This is a genomic window from Streptomyces sp. NPDC059564 (assembly GCF_042735575.1).
Lineage (GTDB): Bacteria > Actinomycetota > Actinomycetes > Streptomycetales > Streptomycetaceae > Streptomyces.
In genome coordinates this window covers 1-19080 of sequence record NZ_JBHWBP010000134.1, presented here as the reverse complement: position 1 = coordinate 19080, position 19080 = coordinate 1, and the positions used below count along the sequence as shown (strand labels likewise).

The 19080-nt window shown below is 73.9% G+C and carries 19 protein-coding genes and 1 tRNA gene; 12 read left to right on the top strand and 8 right to left on the bottom strand.

The features are described from left to right. Nucleotides 1-71 precede the first annotated feature (71 nt). Nucleotides 72-617, top strand: coding sequence for a GNAT family N-acetyltransferase (locus tag ACFV0Q_RS22350; RefSeq protein WP_385007970.1), 546 nt, complete (start codon nucleotides 72-74; stop codon nucleotides 615-617). A gap of 32 nt (nucleotides 618-649) precedes the next feature. Here the strand turns inward: ACFV0Q_RS22350 and ACFV0Q_RS22345 are convergent, their stop codons facing one another. The 3 genes from ACFV0Q_RS22345 to ACFV0Q_RS22335 form a co-directional block, all read right to left on the bottom strand. Continuing rightward, the gene (locus ACFV0Q_RS22345) at nucleotides 650-1120 is read right to left on the bottom strand and encodes a hypothetical protein (protein WP_385007968.1); all 471 of its coding nucleotides are present in this window, start codon (nucleotides 1118-1120) and stop codon (nucleotides 650-652) included. Between the two features lie 116 nt (nucleotides 1121-1236). Beyond that, a complete protein-coding gene (locus tag ACFV0Q_RS22340) occupies nucleotides 1237-3525 on the bottom strand; it encodes a germacradienol/geosmin synthase (protein WP_385007966.1) in 2289 nt (762 codons plus the stop codon). Between the two features lie 10 nt (nucleotides 3526-3535). Further along, the gene (locus ACFV0Q_RS22335; protein ID WP_385007964.1) at nucleotides 3536-4948 is read right to left on the bottom strand and encodes a family 2B encapsulin nanocompartment shell protein; all 1413 of its coding nucleotides are present in this window, start codon (nucleotides 4946-4948) and stop codon (nucleotides 3536-3538) included. Between the two features lie 257 nt (nucleotides 4949-5205). Between ACFV0Q_RS22335 and ACFV0Q_RS22330 the strand changes: the two genes are divergently transcribed. Next, on the top strand, nucleotides 5206-6576 hold the full coding sequence (locus ACFV0Q_RS22330; RefSeq protein WP_385007962.1) for a hypothetical protein: 1371 nt from the start codon (nucleotides 5206-5208) through the stop codon (nucleotides 6574-6576). A gap of 6 nt (nucleotides 6577-6582) precedes the next feature. Here the strand turns inward: ACFV0Q_RS22330 and ACFV0Q_RS22325 are convergent, their stop codons facing one another. Further along, nucleotides 6583-7776 carry a family 2 encapsulin nanocompartment cargo protein terpene cyclase gene (locus ACFV0Q_RS22325; RefSeq protein ID WP_385007960.1) on the bottom strand — a complete coding sequence of 398 codons (1194 nt, stop codon included), beginning with the start codon at nucleotides 7774-7776 and terminating at the stop codon, nucleotides 6583-6585. A gap of 278 nt (nucleotides 7777-8054) precedes the next feature. On the opposite strand from ACFV0Q_RS22325, the gene ACFV0Q_RS22320 reads away from it, so the two are divergent. The 4 genes from ACFV0Q_RS22320 to ACFV0Q_RS22305 all read left to right on the top strand — a co-directional run bounded on the left by ACFV0Q_RS22320 (nucleotide 8055) and on the right by ACFV0Q_RS22305 (nucleotide 13461). After that, nucleotides 8055-9470: a family 2B encapsulin nanocompartment shell protein gene (locus ACFV0Q_RS22320; RefSeq protein ID WP_385007958.1), complete on the top strand. Its 1416-nt coding sequence runs from the start codon at nucleotides 8055-8057 to the stop codon at nucleotides 9468-9470. A 36-nt stretch (nucleotides 9471-9506) separates the two neighbouring features. Continuing rightward, entirely contained in the window at nucleotides 9507-10403 is an 897-nt protein-coding gene (locus ACFV0Q_RS22315; RefSeq protein ID WP_385007956.1) for a geranyl diphosphate 2-C-methyltransferase, read from the top strand. An 82-nt stretch (nucleotides 10404-10485) separates the two neighbouring features. Then, nucleotides 10486-12096, top strand: coding sequence for a glycoside hydrolase family 71 protein (locus ACFV0Q_RS22310; RefSeq protein ID WP_385007954.1), 1611 nt, complete (start codon nucleotides 10486-10488; stop codon nucleotides 12094-12096). Nucleotides 12097-12303: 207 nt separating this feature from the next. Beyond that, entirely contained in the window at nucleotides 12304-13461 is a 1158-nt protein-coding gene (locus ACFV0Q_RS22305) for an aminotransferase class V-fold PLP-dependent enzyme (protein WP_385007952.1), read from the top strand. Here ACFV0Q_RS22305 and cobF read toward each other — a convergent pair. Then, nucleotides 13448-14200, bottom strand: a complete 753-nt coding sequence (gene cobF, locus ACFV0Q_RS22300) for a precorrin-6A synthase (deacetylating) (RefSeq protein WP_385007950.1) — start codon at nucleotides 14198-14200, stop codon at nucleotides 13448-13450. The genes ACFV0Q_RS22305 and cobF overlap by 14 nt on opposite strands. Nucleotides 14201-14309: 109 nt before the next feature. Between cobF and ACFV0Q_RS22295 the strand changes: the two genes are divergently transcribed. From ACFV0Q_RS22295 to ACFV0Q_RS22285, 3 genes are read left to right on the top strand one after another with little or no spacing between them, the layout of a single operon-like run. Next, nucleotides 14310-14858 carry an RNA polymerase sigma factor gene (locus ACFV0Q_RS22295; protein WP_385007948.1) on the top strand — a complete coding sequence of 183 codons (549 nt, stop codon included), beginning with the start codon at nucleotides 14310-14312 and terminating at the stop codon, nucleotides 14856-14858. Then, on the top strand, nucleotides 14855-15853 hold the full coding sequence (locus tag ACFV0Q_RS22290; RefSeq protein ID WP_385007946.1) for a CU044_5270 family protein: 999 nt from the start codon (nucleotides 14855-14857) through the stop codon (nucleotides 15851-15853). Before ACFV0Q_RS22295 ends, ACFV0Q_RS22290 begins: the two co-directional genes overlap by 4 nt. Before the next feature lie 19 nt (nucleotides 15854-15872). Beyond that, on the top strand, nucleotides 15873-16265 hold the full coding sequence (locus ACFV0Q_RS22285) for a VOC family protein (protein WP_385007944.1): 393 nt from the start codon (nucleotides 15873-15875) through the stop codon (nucleotides 16263-16265). 26 nt (nucleotides 16266-16291) lie between these two features. Here the strand turns inward: ACFV0Q_RS22285 and ACFV0Q_RS22280 are convergent, their stop codons facing one another. Continuing rightward, nucleotides 16292-16774 carry a DUF309 domain-containing protein gene (locus ACFV0Q_RS22280; protein WP_385007942.1) on the bottom strand — a complete coding sequence of 161 codons (483 nt, stop codon included), beginning with the start codon at nucleotides 16772-16774 and terminating at the stop codon, nucleotides 16292-16294. A 109-nt stretch (nucleotides 16775-16883) separates the two neighbouring features. On the opposite strand from ACFV0Q_RS22280, the gene ACFV0Q_RS22275 reads away from it, so the two are divergent. The 3 genes from ACFV0Q_RS22275 (at nucleotide 16884) to ACFV0Q_RS22265 (ending at nucleotide 17977) form a co-directional block, all read left to right on the top strand. Next, nucleotides 16884-16957: transfer RNA gene (locus tag ACFV0Q_RS22275), tRNA-Pro, on the top strand. 209 nt (nucleotides 16958-17166) lie between these two features. Beyond that, entirely contained in the window at nucleotides 17167-17529 is a 363-nt protein-coding gene (locus ACFV0Q_RS22270) for an STAS domain-containing protein (protein WP_385007940.1), read from the top strand. Nucleotides 17530-17548: 19 nt separating this feature from the next. Next, nucleotides 17549-17977 carry an ATP-binding protein gene (locus ACFV0Q_RS22265; RefSeq protein ID WP_385007939.1) on the top strand — a complete coding sequence of 143 codons (429 nt, stop codon included), beginning with the start codon at nucleotides 17549-17551 and terminating at the stop codon, nucleotides 17975-17977. Between the two features lie 10 nt (nucleotides 17978-17987). On the opposite strand, the gene ACFV0Q_RS22260 is transcribed toward ACFV0Q_RS22265, so the two are convergent. Continuing rightward, nucleotides 17988-18581 (bottom strand): hydrolase, encoded by a 594-nt coding sequence (locus ACFV0Q_RS22260; protein WP_385007937.1) that lies wholly within the window; start codon nucleotides 18579-18581, stop codon nucleotides 17988-17990. 48 nt (nucleotides 18582-18629) lie between these two features. Continuing rightward, complete coding sequence (locus ACFV0Q_RS22255) at nucleotides 18630-19004, bottom strand: MarR family winged helix-turn-helix transcriptional regulator (protein ID WP_385007935.1); 375 nt, start codon at nucleotides 19002-19004, stop codon at nucleotides 18630-18632. Nucleotides 19005-19080: the final 76 nt, after the last annotated feature.

Below are 19080 nucleotides of genomic sequence, written 5' to 3'. Positions count from 1 at the left end.
ACCCGTACCCGGGCGCGTGCGCGGGGGAAATCCGGTTGTGCCCGGTCCTGCGCGGAGACTAGGAAGGCCCGGTGATCCTAGGACAGCTGACCGGGCTGCGCGCCCGGCTCCCCGAAGACGTACCCGTGCTCCACTCCGAGCTCTACGAGGACGTCGCCGTGCGCTCGCGGGCCGACACCCGCCCCTGGGTTCCGATCGCCGCCGCCGGCGGGAACTCCCCGTGCGAGCCGGTCGACGCGGGCGGCGACGCGGCCGTCTTCTCCGTGTTCGACCGGGCCTCCGGCGAACTCGCCGGCGGGGCCCTGCTGTGGGGCATCGACACCCACAACCGCAATGCCCACCTCGGGATGTCCCTGCGGCCCGGCTTCCGCGGCCGCGGCTTCGGCGCCGAGGTGGTCCAGCTGCTCTGTTCCTACGGGTTCACCGTGCGCGGGCTGCACCGCCTCCAGCTGGAGACCCTCGCGGACAACGCGCCGATGATCGGCGCCGCCCGGCGCGCGGGCTTCACCCTGGAGGGCACCCTGCGCGGATCGGCCTGGGTGATGGGGGAGTTCCTCGACGAGGTCATCCTCGGACTGCCCGCCACCGAGTGGAAGCCGGCCGACTGGCAGCGCTGACCGGGGACTTCACCGGGGGGTGGGGGGCTTCGTCAGAGCCGGTGCACCCGTCCCTGGCCCACGCCCAGCGGGTGCCGTCCGGCGGCCAGGATGCGCAGTCCGGGCGCGAGGGTGAGCAGGGTCCGCAGCCAGGACAGCGCCCCGGGGCCCAGCCGGTCGCTGTCGTCGAGCACGAGCAGCATGTCCCGCTCCGCGAGCCACGACGCCGCGGCCTCCGCCGTGCCGCAGGGCAGGAAGGGCATGCCGGGTATCCGGCCCAGCGCGGCCACCAGCTCCCGTACGCTGCCGTCCCCGGTGACGGCGACCACCGCCGACCCGTCGCAGAAGTTGGACGCGAGCCGGCGCGCGATGTCCCGGACGAGCAGGCTCCGCGGTGCGCGGAACCGGCCCGTGACGGTGAGCACCCGGCCCCGGCGCACGGCGGTGAGGAGCATCGACAGCTCGGCGGACGTGGTCGTCAGCGTGCCGGCCGCGCTGGGCGGCCGGGAGTCCCCCATCATCACGATGCCCCCCATCGCATGCGTGACCGAGCGCGGCAGGAGGGTACTTTTCGAGCCGCGTGTCGACGATTATGCGCCAATTCCATGGCATCGCCAGGGGAATGTCGCATTCCGTCCGGTCAGACCGCCCAGGAGGGCCGGTGCGCCGGTCCGGGCAGACCCGATGGCCCCGAACGGGCGCCCGCGAAGGCCCCGGTGAAGGCTCCCGCCAAGGCCTTCGCGCCTTCGCCGCGCCCGCGCGCCGCGTGGTGGCGGCGCAGGTCCTCCTCCCCGTACCGCCCGCACTGCTCGTGCCAGGTCGCGATGCCGGTGATCCACCTCCGCAGCCCTTCCACGGTGCCGTCCACGGCCGCGCGGGCCCGCCCGTCCAGCCCGAAGTCCTCGCACATCACCGGGAGTTCCCGCTCCACGACGTGCTCGAACTGTTTCATCCGCGAGGTCATCAGATCGCCCGCGATCCGCACCGCCGCTGGATAGTCGCAGCCGAAGAACGTCTCCGCGACCACCATGAAGTTGTGCAGCTCGCCCTCGTACTCCACCTCCTTCTGGTACGAGTACACGTCGTTCATCAGCGCGCCGAAGTCGAAGGCCGACGCGTACAGGGACCGCATCGCGGAACTCGCGTAGACCTCCTGCGGAAGCGCGTCCCCGTGCGCCGCCCGGGTCAGCGCGCTGGTCATCGGAGAGCCGAAGGTGATCCGGCGCATCTCCAGGTAGTCCACCGGGTCCGGCACCCGGTTCAGGAACTGGTTGTCCAGCTCCCAGTGCCAGCTGTCGAGCATCTGGTCGACGGCCCCCCGGAACGCCCTGCGGCCGTCCGGCGCCATCGGCCCGGCCGTACGCCGCCACAGGTCGGCCAGCCCCCGCTCCAGGGCGTTGGCCGCGGCCGGCGGCGCGGACAGGTCCAGCGGCATGCAGGCGCGCAGCCGCGCGGTCTGCACGGCGGCCGCGGCCGGGTCCCGGCGCGCCCCGAACAGCAGCGGATAGGCGTCGTCGCCGTACGTGCCCCAGCTCAGCCAGCCCGCGCTGACGTCCAGCGCCTCGGGGGAGGCCTCCGGGTCCATGCCCGCCGCGCACAGCGCGAAGTCGTAGTCCAGGGCCTTCTCCTCCCACCACATCCCCTCGTCGTAGAAGCCCATCGCCCGGTTCCAGGCGTTCAGCCGCTCCCGCGCCCCGTCCAGGTGCGGGTTGAGGACGTTGTGCAGCGGCAGGTAGAACTCCGGGATCAGCGAAGGCCCCACCGGATGCGGGCCGTAGGCGTGCCGCCGCGCCCGCTCCGACCCGCCGGTGAGCCCCAGCAGCGCCTTCAGGTTCGCGGCGGACGTGCCCGGCCCGGACGGGCCGGACAGCCAGGTGGGCAGGCCCTCGCCGGTCCGGCCCGGGCGCTTGTTCATGTAGCGGCTGGAGCGCATGTGCCATTCGTGGCCGCCGGACTGCCAGTCCTGGAGCCCGCGGGCGTAGCTGAGGACGGCCAGCACCTCGGCCGGAGGCACGGCCCGCTGGGCGAAGAGGGCGGGGAGTTCGGTGAAGAAGGTGTTCTCGAACTGCTGCAGCCTCGACGTCAGCATGTCGTTCAGCCGGTCGGCCGCCTCCTGGGTGGTGCAGTCGAAGAACCGCTCCAGGACCAGCACCCCGTTGCTCAGCTCCCCCTCGCGGCCGGTCTCCCGCTCGTAGGAGAAGAGGTCGTTGCGGAAGTGGACGGCGTCGGCGAAGCAGTCGCGCAGGACGCGCAGCGCCCGCGTCCCGGAGAGCGACGCCGGGACCTCGGCGCCCACCGCGTGCTCGATCAGCCCCGCCGACCAGGGCGCGCCGCCCACCTTGCGGCGCTGCTCCACGTACTCCACCGGATTGGAGACCCGGCCGATGCGGATGTTGTCCAGCTCCCACAGGGACTCGTTGAGCAGGTCGCGGGTGCTGAGCGTGAAGCGCCCGGTCCAGTCCGCCGAGTGGCCCGGTACCGTACGCCGCCACAGGTCGGCCAGCCCCGCCTCCACCGGGCTCTGCGGCTCGGGGACCGGGGTGTCCGGGTCGGCGGGCATGAACAGCGCGAGCCGCTCCAGCGCGTCACGGCCCGCGGTGCGGTCCCCGGAGTGCTTGAACCGCTCCAGGAACCAGTCGTCGAAGAAGAACACCCACACGTACCAGTCGGTGACGAGGGAGAGCATCGGGCCGTCGCATTCGGGGTGGGTGTACGCGCAGAGCAGTGCGTAGTCGTGCGCCTCCAGGTCGGCCTCGTCCCAGACGCCGGAGCCGTCGAGCATGCCCAGGTCCCGGGCCCAGTCGCGGGTGTGGGCGCGGGCCTCCTCCAGGTGGGGGTTGAGGCGGGCGGGGTGCGGGAGGTAGAACTCGGGCAGCTCGAAGGGCTGTTCGTGCTCGGTCCTGTCCTTGTGCTTGTGCTCGGCGCTCATGTCCGGGCCCTCAGTCGTCGAACCGGGAGATCTCTACGTTCTCCAGCACTCCGACGGCGTCGGGGACCAGGATCGCCGCCGAGTAGTAGGCGGTGACCAGGTAGGAGATGATCGCCTGCTCGTTGATGTGCATGAACCGCACGGACAGCCCGGGCTGGTACTCGTCCGGCAGGCCCACCTGGTGCAGGCCGATGACGCCCTCGTTGTCCTCGCCGGTGCGCAGGACGAGGATCGAACTCGTCCGCTCCTCGGTCACCGGGATCTTGTTGCAGGGCAGCAGGGGCACCCCGCGCCAGGTCGGGAGGCGGTGGCCGTGGAAGTCGATGCTCTCCGGGTAGAGGCCGCGGCGGCTGCACTCGCGGCCGAAGGCGGCGATGGTGCGCGGATGGGCGAGGAAGTACTGCGATCCGCGCCGGCGGCTGAGGAGTTCGTCCAGGTCGTCCGGGGTCGGCGGACCGGTGCGGGCGTAGATCCGCTGCTCGTAGTCGGCGTTGTGCAGCAGCCCGAACTCCGGGTTGTTGATCAGCTCGCGCTCCTGACGCTCCTTCAGTGCCTCGATGGTCAGGCGGAGTTGCTGCTCCGACTGGTTCATGGGCTGGTTGTACAGGTCGGCGACCCGGGTGTGCACGCGCAGCACGGTCTGGGCGACGCTGAGTTCGTACTCGCGGGGGCTCAGGTCGTAGTCGACGTAGGTGCCGGGCAGCAGGACCTCCCCGGTGTGCCCGGCGGACAGGTCGACGGCCTCGCTGCCGCGCCGGCCGTTCCGTTCGGCTTCCAGGTAGGCGTCGGCGTGCCGGCGCAGGGCGGGGGAGCGGTCCAGGGCCGCCGCCCAGTCGCCCCGGTTGTAGGTCATCGTCACCACGTCGGTCAGCGCGCGGGCGGTGAACTCCCAGCGGGAGTCCTCGGCGGGGTGGTGGCCGAAGTGGTCTCCGTCGCTGAGGACGCCGAGGCTCACGTCGTCCCCGTAACTGCCGCTGCCGGTCTGCTCGATGCGGCCGTGGGCGACCAGGTAGATCTTGTCGACCGGCTCGCCGCGCCGGACGATCACGTCGCCCTTGCGGAACTCCTCCTTGACGAAACGGTCGGCGATCGACTTGACCACCGCGTCGTCGGGGAAGTGCCGGAGCATGCCCAGCTCGCGCAGCATCGCCGGGATGACCTGGAGTCCGGTGCCGGTCTTGACGAAGCTGATGCGGCCGTCGCCGAGGGTGTAGCTGACGGTCCGGTTCACCCGGTAGGTGCCGCCGCCGGCCTGCACCCAGGGGAGGATCTTCAGCAGCCAGCGGGAGCTGATGCCCTGCATCTGCGGGGCGGACTTGGTCGTGGTGGCCAGGTTCCGGGCCGCGTCGGTGCTGAGGCTCTGGCGGGCGGCGGGAGCCGCTCCCGCGGCGGCACTCTCTTCGGTGGCCGGGTCGACGGACATGGCGGACCTTCCTCTCGGTGGGTCGTGCGCGTGCTGCGAGCCGGAGTGAGCGGCGGGAGCCCCTTCCGCTCCGTTGTGATCTCGTACGCTCCCGCACGCCAGGGGCGCACGGTGCGGCCGTGTGACACGGTGTGCACAGGTCCTAGTTAGGCGCAGGACGACCGCACCCGGTACGTCCGCCCCGACCCCACCCTGTTGAATGTCCGGCCGTGTTGAAGCGATGGACACGTGTACGACCTGCGACCTGGGCGGTTCTGATGGCCAAGCGTGAACCCAACGGACGACTCCGCACCCTCCTCACCGACGCCCGCTGGAGCGGGCAGGACTTCGCCCGGGCCGTGAACGGCGTCGCGGCCGAAGCCGGTATCACCCTGCGTTACGACCGCACCTCCGTTTCCCACTGGCTGTCCGGCACCCGGCCGCCCGCCCACGTGGTCGCCCTCGCGGCGGAGGCGCTCAGCCGGCGCACCGGACGCCGGATCAGCCCGGCCGACACCGGCCTCGCCCGGTCCGGCCCGCTCCGGGCCCGCGAACGGCCGGGCGGTTCCGGCGGCGGCTCTGGGGCCGGCCCCGGGGGCACCCCGGAGAGGGGCTCCTCCCTGGACGAAGCGCCCCCGACGGCGGGGCTCGCGGCCGGACTCGCGGTGGGGCCGTTCGGCGAGATCCCGGTGTACTCCTCCACCTGGCGGCCCCGCGAGGAAGCCTCGTCGGCAGCCCCCGACGCCCCCTCCGGGACCCGGCTCGGGCACCACCACGTCGCGGCGGCCGAGGCCCTGCTGCCCGTCTTCCGCAAGGCCGACATGATGTTCGGCAGCGGCCAGGTCCGCCCGGCCCTGACGGCGTACCTCACCACGACCGTCGCCCCCTGGCTGCGCGCCGACGCGCCGCCCGCCGTCCGCCACCGGCTGCTGGGCAGCGCCGCGCGCCTCGCCTACACGGCCGGGTTCCTGTGCTTCGACGGCAACGAGCAGGGCCTCGCCCAGGCCTACTACCGGGCGGCGCTCAGGCTGGGCCGGGAGGCGGGGGACCCGCAGTGCTACGCGCCGGTGCTGCGGGCGATGAGCGTCCAGGCCCACCACCTGGGACACCGCAAGCAGTCCTGGGAACTGGCCGAGGCGGCGGCCCGCGAGGCCCCCCGACTTCCCCCGGTCCAGGCCGCGTTCGTCACCGGCCAGCTGGCCGTCGCCGAGGCGGCCTGCGGTGACCGGCGCGCCGCCCTGGCCCATCTGGGCAGCGCCGAGCGGCTGTTGGAGCGCTCGACGGGCCGCAGTGCCCCGATCGGCGACTACCACCGGGCGGCGTTCCACCACCAGCAGTCCGAGGTGCTGGCCGCGCTGGGCGACGTCACGGGAGCCGTCTCCGCACTGCTGTCCTCGCTGCGTCACCGCCCGGCCTCCGAACGCCGGGCCCGGGCCGTCACCGCCGCCCGGCTGGCCGAACTCCAGCTGGACCGCGGCCACGTGGAGCGGGCCTGCGCCACCTGGCACGATCTGCTGGACACCGTGGCCCAGCTGGAGTCGGCCCGCGTGGGCGACGGGCTGCGCCGGGTCCGGGGCCGCCTGCGCTCGGTCCGCGGCAACCGCACCGCCCGGGCCCTCCTGAGCCGGCTGGCCGGCCTGGCCCCGTAGCGGCGGTCAGGCGTGCGGACCGCTGTGGTAGCGGGGGCTGGTGGCGTGCCATTCCTTGGAGCCGCCCAGCCAGGCCCACATCCCGCTCAGGTAGCGGCCCAGGAGGGGGGAGCCCAGGGCGGCGAGGGCGGCCGATTCGGCCTCGACGGTCCGCATCAGTTCGTCGTGGATGGCAGCCGCCCGGTTGACCCCCTCCTGGAGGCCGACGCCGTCCTCCCGCGCGATCAGGTTCGGGAGATTGGTGTCCGCGGGATCCTCCCGGCCCATCGAGTACAGGTCGTTGAGCAGCACGGCGGCGACCGCCGCGTACAGGTACGTCCGGCGCACCCGCTGGTCGGCGAACTCGTGCGCGGGCAGCTCGTACCCGCCCACCGGGTCGATCAGCACCATGCAGGGGAAGAAGGCGTTCTCGTACCGGTGCATCAGGTACTCCCACACCGGCGGCCGCCGCCCCGACATCCGCCACTGGGCCTCGACCCCGTACCCGACGAACATCACCGCCAGCTCGTGGCGGAGCCGGGCCACCTGGGTGGGGGAGGCGAACCGGGCCAGGTGCTCCAGGCTGGAGCGGAAGGCCCGCAACACCGGTTCGGCCGCCACCCGTTCCTCGAAGCTCCGGGCGTAGCGCGCCGGCATCCGCACGGGGTCGACCACCGCGTGGGCCAGGGAGTTCCGCAGGCCCACCAGGGCCGGGTCCGCCTCGTCCCCCTCGTCGACCCAGTGGTCGTCCACGGACCACTCGGCGAGCCCGCACTTGGCGGCCGCGAGCAGCCGGTCCGGGTCGTCGCAGTCCGGGTGCGCGAGCATCATCAGGCGGCCGAACCCGCAGGACCGCAGCATCTCCAGGCGGCCCCGGTAGATGCCGATCCCGTCGGCCCAGGCGACGAGCCGCTCGTTGACCACCTCCGCCAGCGCGGGATCGTCGCGCACGGCGTCCGGGCAGTACAGGGGCGGTACGACGATCCCCGCACCGGAGTCCCCGGCACCGGAGTCCGCCGCACCGGAGTCCCCCGGCCCGGGGTGCTCGCGCGCGGGCGCCGATCCGGAGGCGGCGGAGGCGGGGGCGCCTGCGGCGCTGGCGGTCCAGGACCTGCCCAGGCCGGTCCGCCCGCCCAGCAGCCGGGCCAGTGCTTCCCGGTCCACGCCCGCCCCGGAAGGCGGCGCGGGGACGGGGAACGTGTCGGGGTCGAGGTGGTCCACGGGCCCTCCCGCTGAGTCGGCGTCCCGTCCATGGAGCGGTGCCCGCCACCGGCCCCGCCAGCCCCCGCGCCCCACCAGGGTGTTGAGGATCCGGCGGCGTTGAAACCCCGCCGGAAACCCGCGCGGGTCACCTCGTACAGGCGTCCGGCGATTCAACTCCCGGGGATTTTCAACAGGGGCGCCCCTCCGCCCGGCTACCGCGCGCGACGCCCCGCCTCCACGGTGAGCGGTGCAGCACGCCCACGCCCCGCGCGTGACCGATACCGGAGGGACCCCGCATGACCGCAGAGGCGCCGCCTCCCCTGGACCCTGTCGCGGAACGGCAGTTGAGCCTCAGCACGGCCGCCGCCCGCAACCTCGCGACCACCACCAAGTCCGTCCCCCAGATGCAGGGCATCAGCTCGCGCTGGCTGCTGCGGATGCTGCCCTGGGTGCACCTCGGCGCCGGCACCTACCGGGTCAACCGCCGGCTCACCCACGCCGTCGGGCGGGGCCGCGTCTCCTTCGTGCAGTCGGGCGCAGACGACGTACGCATCCTCGCGCCCACCCTCACCGAACTCCCCGTCCTCAAGGGCTACTCCGACGTCCCCGTACTGGAGGAACTCGCCGTCCGCTTCGTCGCCCGGGACCTGCGCGCGGGCGACGTGCTCGTGGAGGCGGGCGCCCCGGTCGAGGAGGTCTTCCTCATCGCCCACGGCCGCTTCGAGCGGCGCGCCCCCGGCAAGTACGGGGCCCTCGACCTGCTCGGCGTCAGCGCCGACGGCGACCCCCTCGGCGAGGAGGCCCTCGGCCAGGCCGACCCGCACTGGTCCTACGGCGTCCGCGCCGCCACGGCGGGCACCGTGATGGTGCTGCGCTGGAGCTCCTTCCAGGAGGCCCTGGTCCGCTCGCCGAGCCTGCGCGCCCACCTGGAGCGCTACGTCGCGAACCGGTCCCTCCCCGTCAACCGGCGCGGCGAGGCCGACATCGAGCTCGCCTCCGGCCACGCCGGAGAGGCCCTGCTGCCGGGCACCTTCGTCGACTACGAACTGAGCCCGCGCGAGTACGAACTCAGCCTCGCCCAGACCGTCCTGCACCTCCACACCCGCGTCGCCGACCTCTACAACGACCCGATGAACCAGTTCGAGCAGCAACTGCGGCTCACCGTCGAGGCGATGCGCGAACGCGAGGAGTCGGAGCTGCTGAACAACCGGGAGTTCGGCCTGCTGCACAACACCGAGTACGAACAGCGCATCAGCACCTGGTCCGGCCCGCCCACCCCCGACGACCTGGACGACCTGCTGTCCATGCGCCGCGGCACAGCCTTCTTCCTCGCCCACCCCAAGGCCATCGCCGCCTTCTTCCGCGAGTGCAACAAACGAGGCATCACCCTCGACACCACCCTGGCGCACGGCAAACAGGTCCCGGCCTGGCGCGGGGTCCCCGTCCTGCCCTGCGGGAAGATCCCGGTCGTCGGCGGCCACACCAGCTCCATCGTGGCGATGCGCACCGGCGAGGAGAACGAAGGGGTCGTCGGCCTGCGCCCGGCCGCCATCCCGGAGCAGATCGAGCCCGGCCTCAACGTCCGCTGCATGGGCATCGACCGCCAGTCGGTCATGTCGTACCTGGTCAGCTCCTACTACTCGGCGGCCGTCCTCGTCCCGGACGCCATCGGCATCCTGGAGAACGTGGAGATCGCCGCCGCCCGCTCCTGACCCGCCGGTCCCCCCCCACCTTGAAACGGAGCCCGCATGACCACCTCCCGGCAGGCCGAGGAGTCCCCGGCGGCCGACGCCGCCCAGGACACCGTCGCCGGTGTCCTGGGCAGCCTCTACCAGCGGTCCGTCGCCGACTACTGGAACCGCGAGAAGAACCCGGTCAACCTGCGCCTCGGCGAGGTCGACGGCACCTACCACCACCACTACGGCATCGGCGAGCCCGACTGGTCCGTCCTGGACGGCCCCGAGGAGGGCCGCGAGGACCGCGTCGTCCGCGAACTGCACCGCCTGGAATGCGCGCAGGCCGACCTGCTCGCCTCGCACCTCGGCGAACTCGGCCCGCGGGACCGGGTGATGGACGCCGGATGCGGCCGCGGCGGCGGCAGCTTCGTCGCGAACCTGCGCTACGGCTGCCGCGTCGACGGCGTCTCCATCTCCGAGTCCCAGGTGGCCTTCGCCAACGACCAGGCCCGCCTGCGCGGCGTCGCCGAGCAGGTCCGCTTCCACTTCCGGAACATGCTCGACACCGGTTTCCCGGCCGGCTCGATGAGCGCCGTCTGGAACAACGAGAGCACCATGTACGTCGAACTCGCCCTGCTCTTCGCCGAACACGCCCGGCTGCTGCGCCGCGGCGGCCGCTACGTGACCATCACCGGCTGCTACAACGACACCTACGGGCTGCCGTCCCGGTCGGTCAGCGAGATCAACGCCCACTACATCTGCGCCGTCCACCCCCGCAGCACCTACTTCAGGGAGCTGGCCGCCCACCGCCTCGTCCCGGTGTCCGTGGTGGACCTGACCGCCGCGGCCATCCCGTACTGGGAACTGCGCGCCCGCTCCTCGCTCACCACCGGCATAGAGGAGGCCTTCCTCGACGCCTACAAGGGGGGCAGCTTCCAGTACCTCCTGATCGCCGCCGACCGCGTGTGACGGGCTTGTCCGCGGGACGGGTCATCGGCTCTACTGCTGTGCGGCCCCCCCGGCGGGGCATGTGCGGGGGAGGGGCTCGGAGATGACAGCGGACAGGCGGCCGGACCGGCTCACCGGCGGACGTACGGGACCCCCCTCCCACCGGCGCCGCGCACGGTTACGGGGGAGCAGACCCCTGCTCGCCTTCCTGACGGCCGCCCTCCTCGTCGTCGGCGTCTGCGCCGCCGGCATCGCCTGGGACCCCTTCCGGGCCGCCGCAGGACAGGCCCCCGCCGCCGGACAGCACCCCGCCGCCGCACCGGACCCCGACGCGACCGGCGCCCGGACCACCGGAGCCCTGCCCTTCGACCTGCCCCAGCCGGCCGCCCTGCGCTCGGGCGCCGCGGGCCGCAAGCTCGTGTTCGCCCACTACTTCACCCCGTACCCGCTCTCCCTCGACAACGCGAGCGCCGACGCCGACTACTACACCCGCAACTACCTCGCCCCCGGCGGCGAGAACGGCAAACACGAGCGGTACGGGGGCCTGCTGCGCGACCGCCCGCCGCCCGTCCCGCCGAAGGACGGGGACTGGGAGTACGCCAACCTCCAGCAGGAGGTCCGCACCGCCCGCGGTGCGGGACTCGACGGCTTCACCCTCGACCTCCTCTCCCTCACCGGAAGGAACTGGGAGCGGGCGAACCTCCTGATGAAGGCCGCCCACGCCGTCGACCCGGCCTTCAGGATCATGCTGATGCCGGACATGACCTCGCTGGACACCGACGACCCCGCGGTCCTAGCCGACGCCCTCGCCGCCCTCGGGAAGGCCCCCGCCGCGCACCGGCTCGGCGACGGCCGCCTCGTCGTCTCCCCGTTCAAGGCGGAGCAGAAGGACCCGGCCTGGTGGACCCGGGTCATCGACACCCTGCGGTCCCGGCACGGCGTCCGGACCGCCTTCGTCCCGCTCTTCCTCGACTTCGAGGGCCACAACACGGCCTTCGCGCCCCTCAGTTACGGGTTCTCCGAATGGGGCAGCCGCAGCTACGTCGGCCAGGAGGGCGCCACCGCCGCGGTGGACCGGAGCCACGGGCTGGGCAAGATCTGGATGCAGCCGGTGTCCGTCCAGGACGCCCGGCCGAACCAGGGCGTCTACGACGAGGCGGGCAACACCGCGACCCTGCGCGCCACTTGGACGCGTGCCATCGACGACGGGGCCGACTGGGTGCAGCTGACCACCTGGAACGACTACTCGGAGGGCAGCCAGTTCGCGCCGTCCCTGCACAACGGGTATGCGTACCTGGACCTGACCTCGTACTACCTGACCCGCTTCAAGACCGGGCACTGGCCGCGGATCGTCCGCGACACCCTGTACCTCACCTCCCGCACCCAGTTCGCGGCCGCCGGCCCAGCGGGCGCCCAGGCGCTGGTGATGTCCCCGCGCAAGGGCAGCGCCGCACCCCGGGACACGGTGGAGGTGCTCAGCTTCCTGACGGAGCCCGCGACCGTCCGTACCACCGTCGGTCCCGTCGAGGGCGCGCACGAGGCGCCGGCCGGGCCGCACGCCGAGCTGCTGCCGCTGAAGCCGGGCACGAGCGCGGCCGAGGTGGTGCGCGGCGGGAAGGCCGGGGCCGCCGTGGAACTGCCCTACCGCGTCGACCCCACGGTGCGGGTGCAGGACCTCCAGTACTACGCGGCGACCAGTGGACGCGGGGCCTGAGCCCCCCCCGCCCGGGAGCCCGGCCGCCCCGCCCGCGGGCGCGCGGGGCGGAGGTAGGCCACTCTGGCGGAATCGGCCCTGTCGGGGCGTGCGGCGGGCCCGCATGCTCCGGGGGACACGCCCGCGGGCCCCGGTGGACCGGGCCCGCGGCGGCCCCGCCGAGGAGGCCCCGTACCGCGAGGCCCCGTACCGCACCCGGAGGTATCCGTGCCCGAGCCGTCCGTCCCGCCCGCCCCGTCCGCCTTCCCCGGCGGCCCCGGCCTCTTCCGGCTGGACCCCGGCGTCGCCCACCTCAACCACGGCTCCTACGGGGCCGTCCCCCTGCCCGTGCAGGAGGCCCAGGAGGTGCTGCGCGCCGAGGCCCACGCCGACCCGGACGCCTTCTTCAACGCGGTCCCCGAACGGGTCGCCGCGGCCCGGGCGCGCATCGCCGCCCGTCTCGGCGCGGACCCCGACGGCCTCGCCTTCATCTCCAACGCCACCGAGGGCGCCAACCTCGCGCTCGACGCCATCGCCCTCGCCGACGGCGACGAGATCCTGGTCACCGATCACGGCTACGGCACCGTCGTCGCGGCCGCCGCCCGCCGGGCCCACGTCACCACCGTCGCCCTCGACCCGCACCTGCCCGACGAGGACGCCGTCCGCGAGACCGTGCTGGCCGCGCTCACCCCCCGCACCAAGGTGGCCGTCCTCGACCACGTCAGCTCGCCCACCGCCCGCCTCATCGCCGGACCCCGGCTCCTCGCCGACCTGTCCGCGCGCGGGATCACCACCGTCGTCGACGGCGCCCACACCCCCGGCATGCTGGCCGAGCCGATCGCCGCCGGCGCCGACTTCTGGTTCGGGAACCTGCACAAGTGGGGGTACGCCCCCTCCGGCAGCGCCCTCCTCGCGGTCGCCCCCGCCCACCGCTCCCGGGTCCGGTCGCTGTCGCCGTCCTGGCAGGACGCGGAGGGCTTCCCGCGCTCCGTCGAGTACCGCGCCACCGCCGACTACACCGGCTGGCTGGCCGCCCCCGAGGGCCTCGACCTCATCGAACGGCTCGGCGCGGCCGGGGTCCGGGCCCACAACACCGCCCTGGCCGCCTACGGCGCCGCCCTCCTCGCGCGGATCCCGGGGCTCACCCCGCTCCCGCACACCCCGGGCCTCGCGATGCGGTCCCTGCTGCTGCCGCCCGGGACCGCCGAGACCCAGGACGCGGCGTGGGCCCTGCGCGAGGGACTGGCGGCGAAGACCGGCGTCCGGGTCCTGATCTGGCCCCGGACGGGCGGCGGCGGCATCCGCGTCTGCGGGCAGATCTACAACCGGGCCGAGGAGTACGAACGCCTCGCCGAGGTCCTGCCCGGCTTCCTCAGGGGCGCCTGAGCAGGTAGGTGTCCATGATCCAGCCCTTGCGGGCCCGGGCCTCGGTGCGCAGCTCCTCGATCCGCCCGGCCACCTCCGCCAGCTTCCCCGAGACCAGGATCTCGTCCGGCGTGCCGACGTAGGCGCCCCAGTAGATGAAGAGGTCCTGGTCGAGGTGGGCCGTGAAGGCGTGCCGCGCGTCGAGCATCACCACCACGTCGTCCACGTCCTGCGGCCAGCCCTCCGCCAGCCGCCGGCCCGTGGTGATCTGCACCGGGCGCCCGACCCGGTTCAGGTTGGTGCGGTGCCGCGCCAGCAGCGCCGACACGCTGCTGATGCCGGGCACCACCTCGTGCTCGAACGCCACCCGGCCCCGCTCCAGCACCTCGTCGAGGATCGCGAGCGTGGAGTCGTAGAGCGAGGGGTCGCCCCACACCAGGAACGCCCCGGTCTCGCCGTCCGCGAGGTCCTCGGCGATGAACCGCTCGAAGATCCCGGCCCGCGCGCTGCGCCAGCCGTCGACCGTCGGGGCGTAGTCGGCCGGGGTCCGGTCGCGGTCCGGGTCGAGGCCCTCCACCAGCCGGTGGTCCGGGCGGGCGTGCTCCGCGAGCATCGCCCGGCGCAGCCCCGTCAGGTCCGACTTCTCCTCGCCCTTCTCCAGGATGAGGAACGCGTCCGCCGCGCCGATCGCCCGGACCGCCTGGAGGGTCAGGTGTTCCGGGTCGCCCGCGCCGATGCCGATCACTGAGAACTTCTTCACCGGGCCATTCTGCCCGCCCCGCGCGCCGCACTCCGCGCTGCCCTCCGTACCGCCCGCCCTGTGGCCGAGGTCACATGCAACAGGGCGGGGTCTGCGGACACTTCCCCATGTGGACCACCAACTGTTCGCGGACCTCTACGACGCCCACGCCCGGGCGGTGCACGCCCATGCCCTGCGCATGACCGCCGACCGCGCCGGGGCCGAGGACATCGTCTCCCTCACCTTCCTGGAGGCCTGGCGGCTGCGCGAGTCGCTCGACCAGGTCGCGAACCAGCGGGCATGGCTCTTCGGGATCGCGACGAACGTCATCCGCAACACCCGCAGGGCTGCCCGCCGGCACCGGGAGGCGATGGGCAGGCTGCCGCCGCCCGACACCGTTCCCGACGTGGCGGACGCCGTCGTGTCCCGCATCACCGACACCACACGGGCCGCCGCGGCACTCGCCGCCCTGAGCCGGCTGCGCCGTACGGACCGCGAGGTCCTCCTCCTGTACGTGTGGTCCGGCCTCAGCCACGAGGAGGTGGCGCAAGCCTGCGGGGTGCCCGCCGGCACCGTACGGTCGCGCCTCTCCCGGGCCCGCGCCCGCCTGCACCGACTCACCGCCGCCCACCTCGCGGAGCGGGCGGCCTCCCGAACCGCACGGGAAGGAACCCTGTGAACGCCACCGACGACGTCTCCGGGCGAGGGGAGACCCTCCGCCGCCTGCCCGGTCTCACCGACGCGGACATCGCCTTCCCCGCCCAACACCGGCTGGGGCACCACCTGATGCGCGAAGCGGCGGCGGCAACGCCCGCCCGGCCGGTCGGCACCCGCCGCCGCCCGATGGCCGTACTCCTCGCCGCCGGGGCCGCGACCTGCGCCGTGGCCCTGGCCGCCACCCTCGGCGTCGGGGCCTTTGACGAGCGCCCCACCGCGGCCCCGCCCGAGCCGGCTGCCGTACGGCTCCTCGACCGGCTGGCCCTCACGGCCCAGGATCTGCCCGCCCCGGCCGTCCGCGACGACCAGTTCCTCTACACGAAGACCACGGGCCACTCCACGACCCTGTCCGAGATCGAGGGCGGGGGGATGGAGTCCTTGCGGACGGACGCGTCCGCCGAGCGCTGGCTGTCCGTCGACGGCTCGGCCGACACCGTCGTCCGCACCGCCCGCGGCACCGCCACGGAACCCGCCGTCCGCAAGGGCGGGGCCACCATCAACGGCCCCACGTACCGCTTCCTCGAATCCCTCCCGACCGACCCGGACGAACTCCTGAAGCTCATCTACGCCGACACCCGCCTCGACCACGGCCCGGGCTCGGGCTCCACCACCGGCCCCGACCAGGAGGCGTTCGTCGCCATCGGCGACCTGCTGCGGTCGATGCAGGCCCCGCCGGGTGTGAGCGCCGCCCTCTACCGCGCGGCCGCGCGCATCCCCGGAGTCGTCTACGTCCCCGAGGCGGAGGACGCAGCCGGCCGCACCGGCGTGGCGGTCGCGCGCGTCCACGACGGCGAGCGCACCGAATGGATCTTCGACCGGGACAGCCGGCGCCTCCTCGGCGAACGCACCGTGCTCCTCAAGGACAGCGCCTGGGGCAAGCGCGGTGAATCGGTGACCTCGGTCGCCCTCATCGCCACGGCCGTCGTGGACGAGCCCGGCCGGGAACCCGGCCGGTAGCACGACGCACAATGGCGGCATGCCCTCCCACATCGCCCTCACCGCCCTCGTCGTCCGCGACTACGACGAGGCCATCGACTTCTACACCCGCGCCCTCGGCTTCGACCTCGCCGAGGACACCGCCCGGCCCGACGGCTCGCGGTGGGTCGTCGTGCGGCCGCCCGGCGCCAAGGAGGCCGCCCTGCTGCTGGCCCGCGCCAAGGACGACGCCCAGCGCGCCCGGATCGGCGACCAGACCGGCGGACGCGTCGGCTTCTTCCTCTACACCGCCGACTTCGCCGCCGACCACGCCCGGATGACCGCCGAGGGCGTCCGCTTCCTGGAGGAGCCCCGCCACGAGGCGTACGGTTCCGTCGCCGTCTTCGAGGACCTCTACGGCAACCGCTGGGACCTGCTCCAGCCCGCCGCGTAGGACCCGGCCCGGCCGCCGGCCGCCGGTCAGGCGGGGTCCGGCGGGCCGGTGAGCCGGGGAGCCTCGGCCCCCGCGTCGACGTGCGCCCCGGCTTCCACCCGCCGGGCCAGCTCCCGGGCCCAGCCGACCAGCCCCGCCAGGTCCATCCCGTACGCGTCCTGCCGCCCGGCCAGGGCATCCGCCCCGCGCCGCAGCAACCGCGCCCCGCCCACCGCGTTCCCCCGCGCGGCGTGGGTCAGGCCCACCGCCAGCTGCGCCAGCCCCCGCCACAGCTGCTCGTCGGCCCCGGGCCCCGACTTCCAGGCGTCCTCGAACACCTCGTGCGCGTGGAACGGCATCCCGGCGTCCAGCAGCCGCTGCGCCTCGGCCACCGTCCCGGCCGGCGTGCGCACCACCCCCTCGGGCTGCCGCTCCACCCCCTCGGCCCCGTACGGCAGCGGCCGCCCCAGCCCGTCCCGCGGCCGCGCACTGCGCGCCCGCCCCTCACCGTCGCGATCCCGTCCGTTCACCCGCCCATCCTCGCGCCCGACGATCACCCGTGCACACGCACCCCTCGCTGTGCGGTAATGTTCTGCATGTGCCCGCCGCGAGGGGGAAAAGCCCAGGTGGACGGCACAACGGGACGTGGCGCAGCTTGGTAGCGCACTTGACTGGGGGTCAAGGGGTCGCAGGTTCAAATCCTGTCGTCCCGACTAGAGGTTCGCCTCGTAGTCGCAGATCAGAGGCCGTATCGGAGAGATCCGAGACGGCCTCTCGTCGTTTCCGGGTATCGGGGCGGGTCCCAACTCGATGAGCCGGTACGGCGACGCACTCCCCGTGGAGGGGGAACAGCTCCCGGGGGTGCATGGATCGGGTGGGTCCGGGCAGGCGTAGGGGCAGTGGTACGGAAGGGTGATGGCGGATGGAGCCGGGAAAGGGCGACGAGCGGTTCACCGTCGCCGTGCGCGCGGTGGACGGGGCGGTGGTCCTCTCGCTCGCCGGTGAGCTGGACCACGACACGGCCGGGCCGTTGCGCGGGGCCCTGGACGCCGCGGTCGGGCAGGGCGACCGCCTGGTGGTGGACATGTCCGGGCTGGAGTTCTGCGATTCCACCGGGCTGAACGCGCTGCTGCACGCCCGGCTCTCGGTCCAGGAGGCCGGCGGCCGGCTGGAGCTGGCCGGGCTGAGCGGCCCGGTGGCGCGGATGTTCCGGATCACCGGGGCCGACGGGGTCTTCCCCGTCCACACGGACGTGGCGCAGGCCTTGCGGTCGGACCATCGGTAGCGAGAGGGGGCGAAGGACCATGGAGCTGCGCGGGGCGGCGGACCGGAACTGGCTCCTGGTCCTCGACGGGCTGCCCGACCCCGTATCCCGGAGCCGGGAGTTCACGCGCCGGGCGCTGACCGCGTGGGAGTGGCTGCCGGCCGAGGGCGAAGCCGTACGGGAGGCCGCCGAGGACGTGCTGCTGCTGGTCTCGGAGGTGGTGGCCAACGCCTGCCTGCACGGCGGCGGCCCCGGGGCGCTCGTACTGGACCGTACCGACGAGCGGCTGCGCATCGAGGTGACGGACATCAATCCGGCGCCCCCGCAGCGGCGCGACTCCGGACTTCCGCCCGATCCGGCCCGGCCGGGCGGACACGGGCTGCTGATAGTGGAACGGCTGGCCCGGGCCTGGGGTTCCCGGCCCGGGGCGGCCGGCAAGTGCGTCTGGCTGGAAGTGCCCTGGCCGTAGCCGGGCGGACTCAGCCGAGGGCGCCCAGCGCCGCGATGATCTCGCCGGTGGAGCTGACCCGGCCCAGTCGCGGGAAGATCTTGCCGAAGCTGTGGGCGTGCGACTCCGCGTCCAGGTCGGCGGTGGCGTCCTCGGCGAAGACCAGCCCGTAGCTGTGCTCCCAGGCGGTGCGCGCCGTGGATTCGACGCCGATGCTGGTCGAGATCCCGGCCAGCACGATGCGGTGGATGCCGCGCCGGCGCAGCTGGAGGTCGAGTTCGGTGCCGGTGAAGGCGCCCCAGTGGCGCTTGGTGACCCGGACGTCGCCCAGGGCGGCGAGCTCGTCCGGGATCTCGGAGAACGCCGCGGGCGGGGCGGCGGCCGGGCCGGGGCTGTCGACGTCGGTGGTGGGCAGGTCGCCCCCGTCGGGCGACCAGGCCACGTTGACCAGGACCACCGGCAGCCTGTGCGCGCGGAAGGCCTCGGCCAGCGCGATGCCGTTCTTGAGGATGTCGGCGCTGGGCCGGGCGGTCGGCAGACCCAGGATGCCCCGCTGGAGGTCGATCAGCACCAGCGCGGTGCCGGAGTCCAGGGCCAGGGCGGAGGGGGCGGGGGAGGCGGTCATGGGTCGGGCTCCTCGGTTCGCTGTTCGGGGGAGGGGGCGGGGGCGGGGTCAGTCCTCGGCCAGGCGGCGCAGCAGCGGGACGGCCTCGGCCAGCCGCCGCCGCTCCTCGGGGGTCAGCCGCTCGGACATCAGCTCGGCGAGCCGTCCGTGCCCGGCCTCGCGGCGTTCGCCTACGAGGGCGCGCCCCCGGTCGGTGAGGGAGATCAGCAGCCGGCGCCCGTCGGTGGGGTGCGGGGTACGGGTGACGTACCCGTCAGCGCGCAGGGAGTTCACGGTGGCGATGACCGACTGCGGGCGGATCTTCTCGGCGCGGGCCAGGTCGGCGGCCGTGGCCTCGCCCAGCCGGTCGAGCCGCTTGAGGACGGACATCTGCGACAGGCTGAGGCCGCCGCCCGCCGCCGCCCGCATCTGGCGCACCAGCATGCCGAGGGCCAGCTGGAGCTCCTCGGCGGCGTCGCGCGGCTCCAGTTAAGGGGCCTATCCGTCAAGCGGTTGACTG

Coding starts and splice junctions, on each gene's coding strand:
- ACFV0Q_RS22260 (WP_385007937.1), bottom strand. CDS start 18,581: ATGACCGCCTCCCCCGCCCCCTCCGCCCTGGCCCTGGACTCCGGCACC.
- ACFV0Q_RS22270 (WP_385007940.1), top strand. CDS start 17,167: ATGGAGCCGGGAAAGGGCGACGAGCGGTTCACCGTCGCCGTGCGCGCG.
- ACFV0Q_RS22285 (WP_385007944.1), top strand. CDS start 15,873: ATGCCCTCCCACATCGCCCTCACCGCCCTCGTCGTCCGCGACTACGAC.
- ACFV0Q_RS22310 (WP_385007954.1), top strand. CDS start 10,486: ATGACAGCGGACAGGCGGCCGGACCGGCTCACCGGCGGACGTACGGGA.
- ACFV0Q_RS22315 (WP_385007956.1), top strand. CDS start 9,507: ATGACCACCTCCCGGCAGGCCGAGGAGTCCCCGGCGGCCGACGCCGCC.
- ACFV0Q_RS22255 (WP_385007935.1), bottom strand. CDS start 19,004: ATGCTGGTGCGCCAGATGCGGGCGGCGGCGGGCGGCGGCCTCAGCCTG.
- ACFV0Q_RS22320 (WP_385007958.1), top strand. CDS start 8,055: ATGACCGCAGAGGCGCCGCCTCCCCTGGACCCTGTCGCGGAACGGCAG.
- ACFV0Q_RS22340 (WP_385007966.1), bottom strand. CDS start 3,525: ATGAGCGCCGAGCACAAGCACAAGGACAGGACCGAGCACGAACAGCCC.
- ACFV0Q_RS22335 (WP_385007964.1), bottom strand. CDS start 4,948: ATGTCCGTCGACCCGGCCACCGAAGAGAGTGCCGCCGCGGGAGCGGCT.
- ACFV0Q_RS22265 (WP_385007939.1), top strand. CDS start 17,549: ATGGAGCTGCGCGGGGCGGCGGACCGGAACTGGCTCCTGGTCCTCGAC.
- ACFV0Q_RS22330 (WP_385007962.1), top strand. CDS start 5,206: ATGGCCAAGCGTGAACCCAACGGACGACTCCGCACCCTCCTCACCGAC.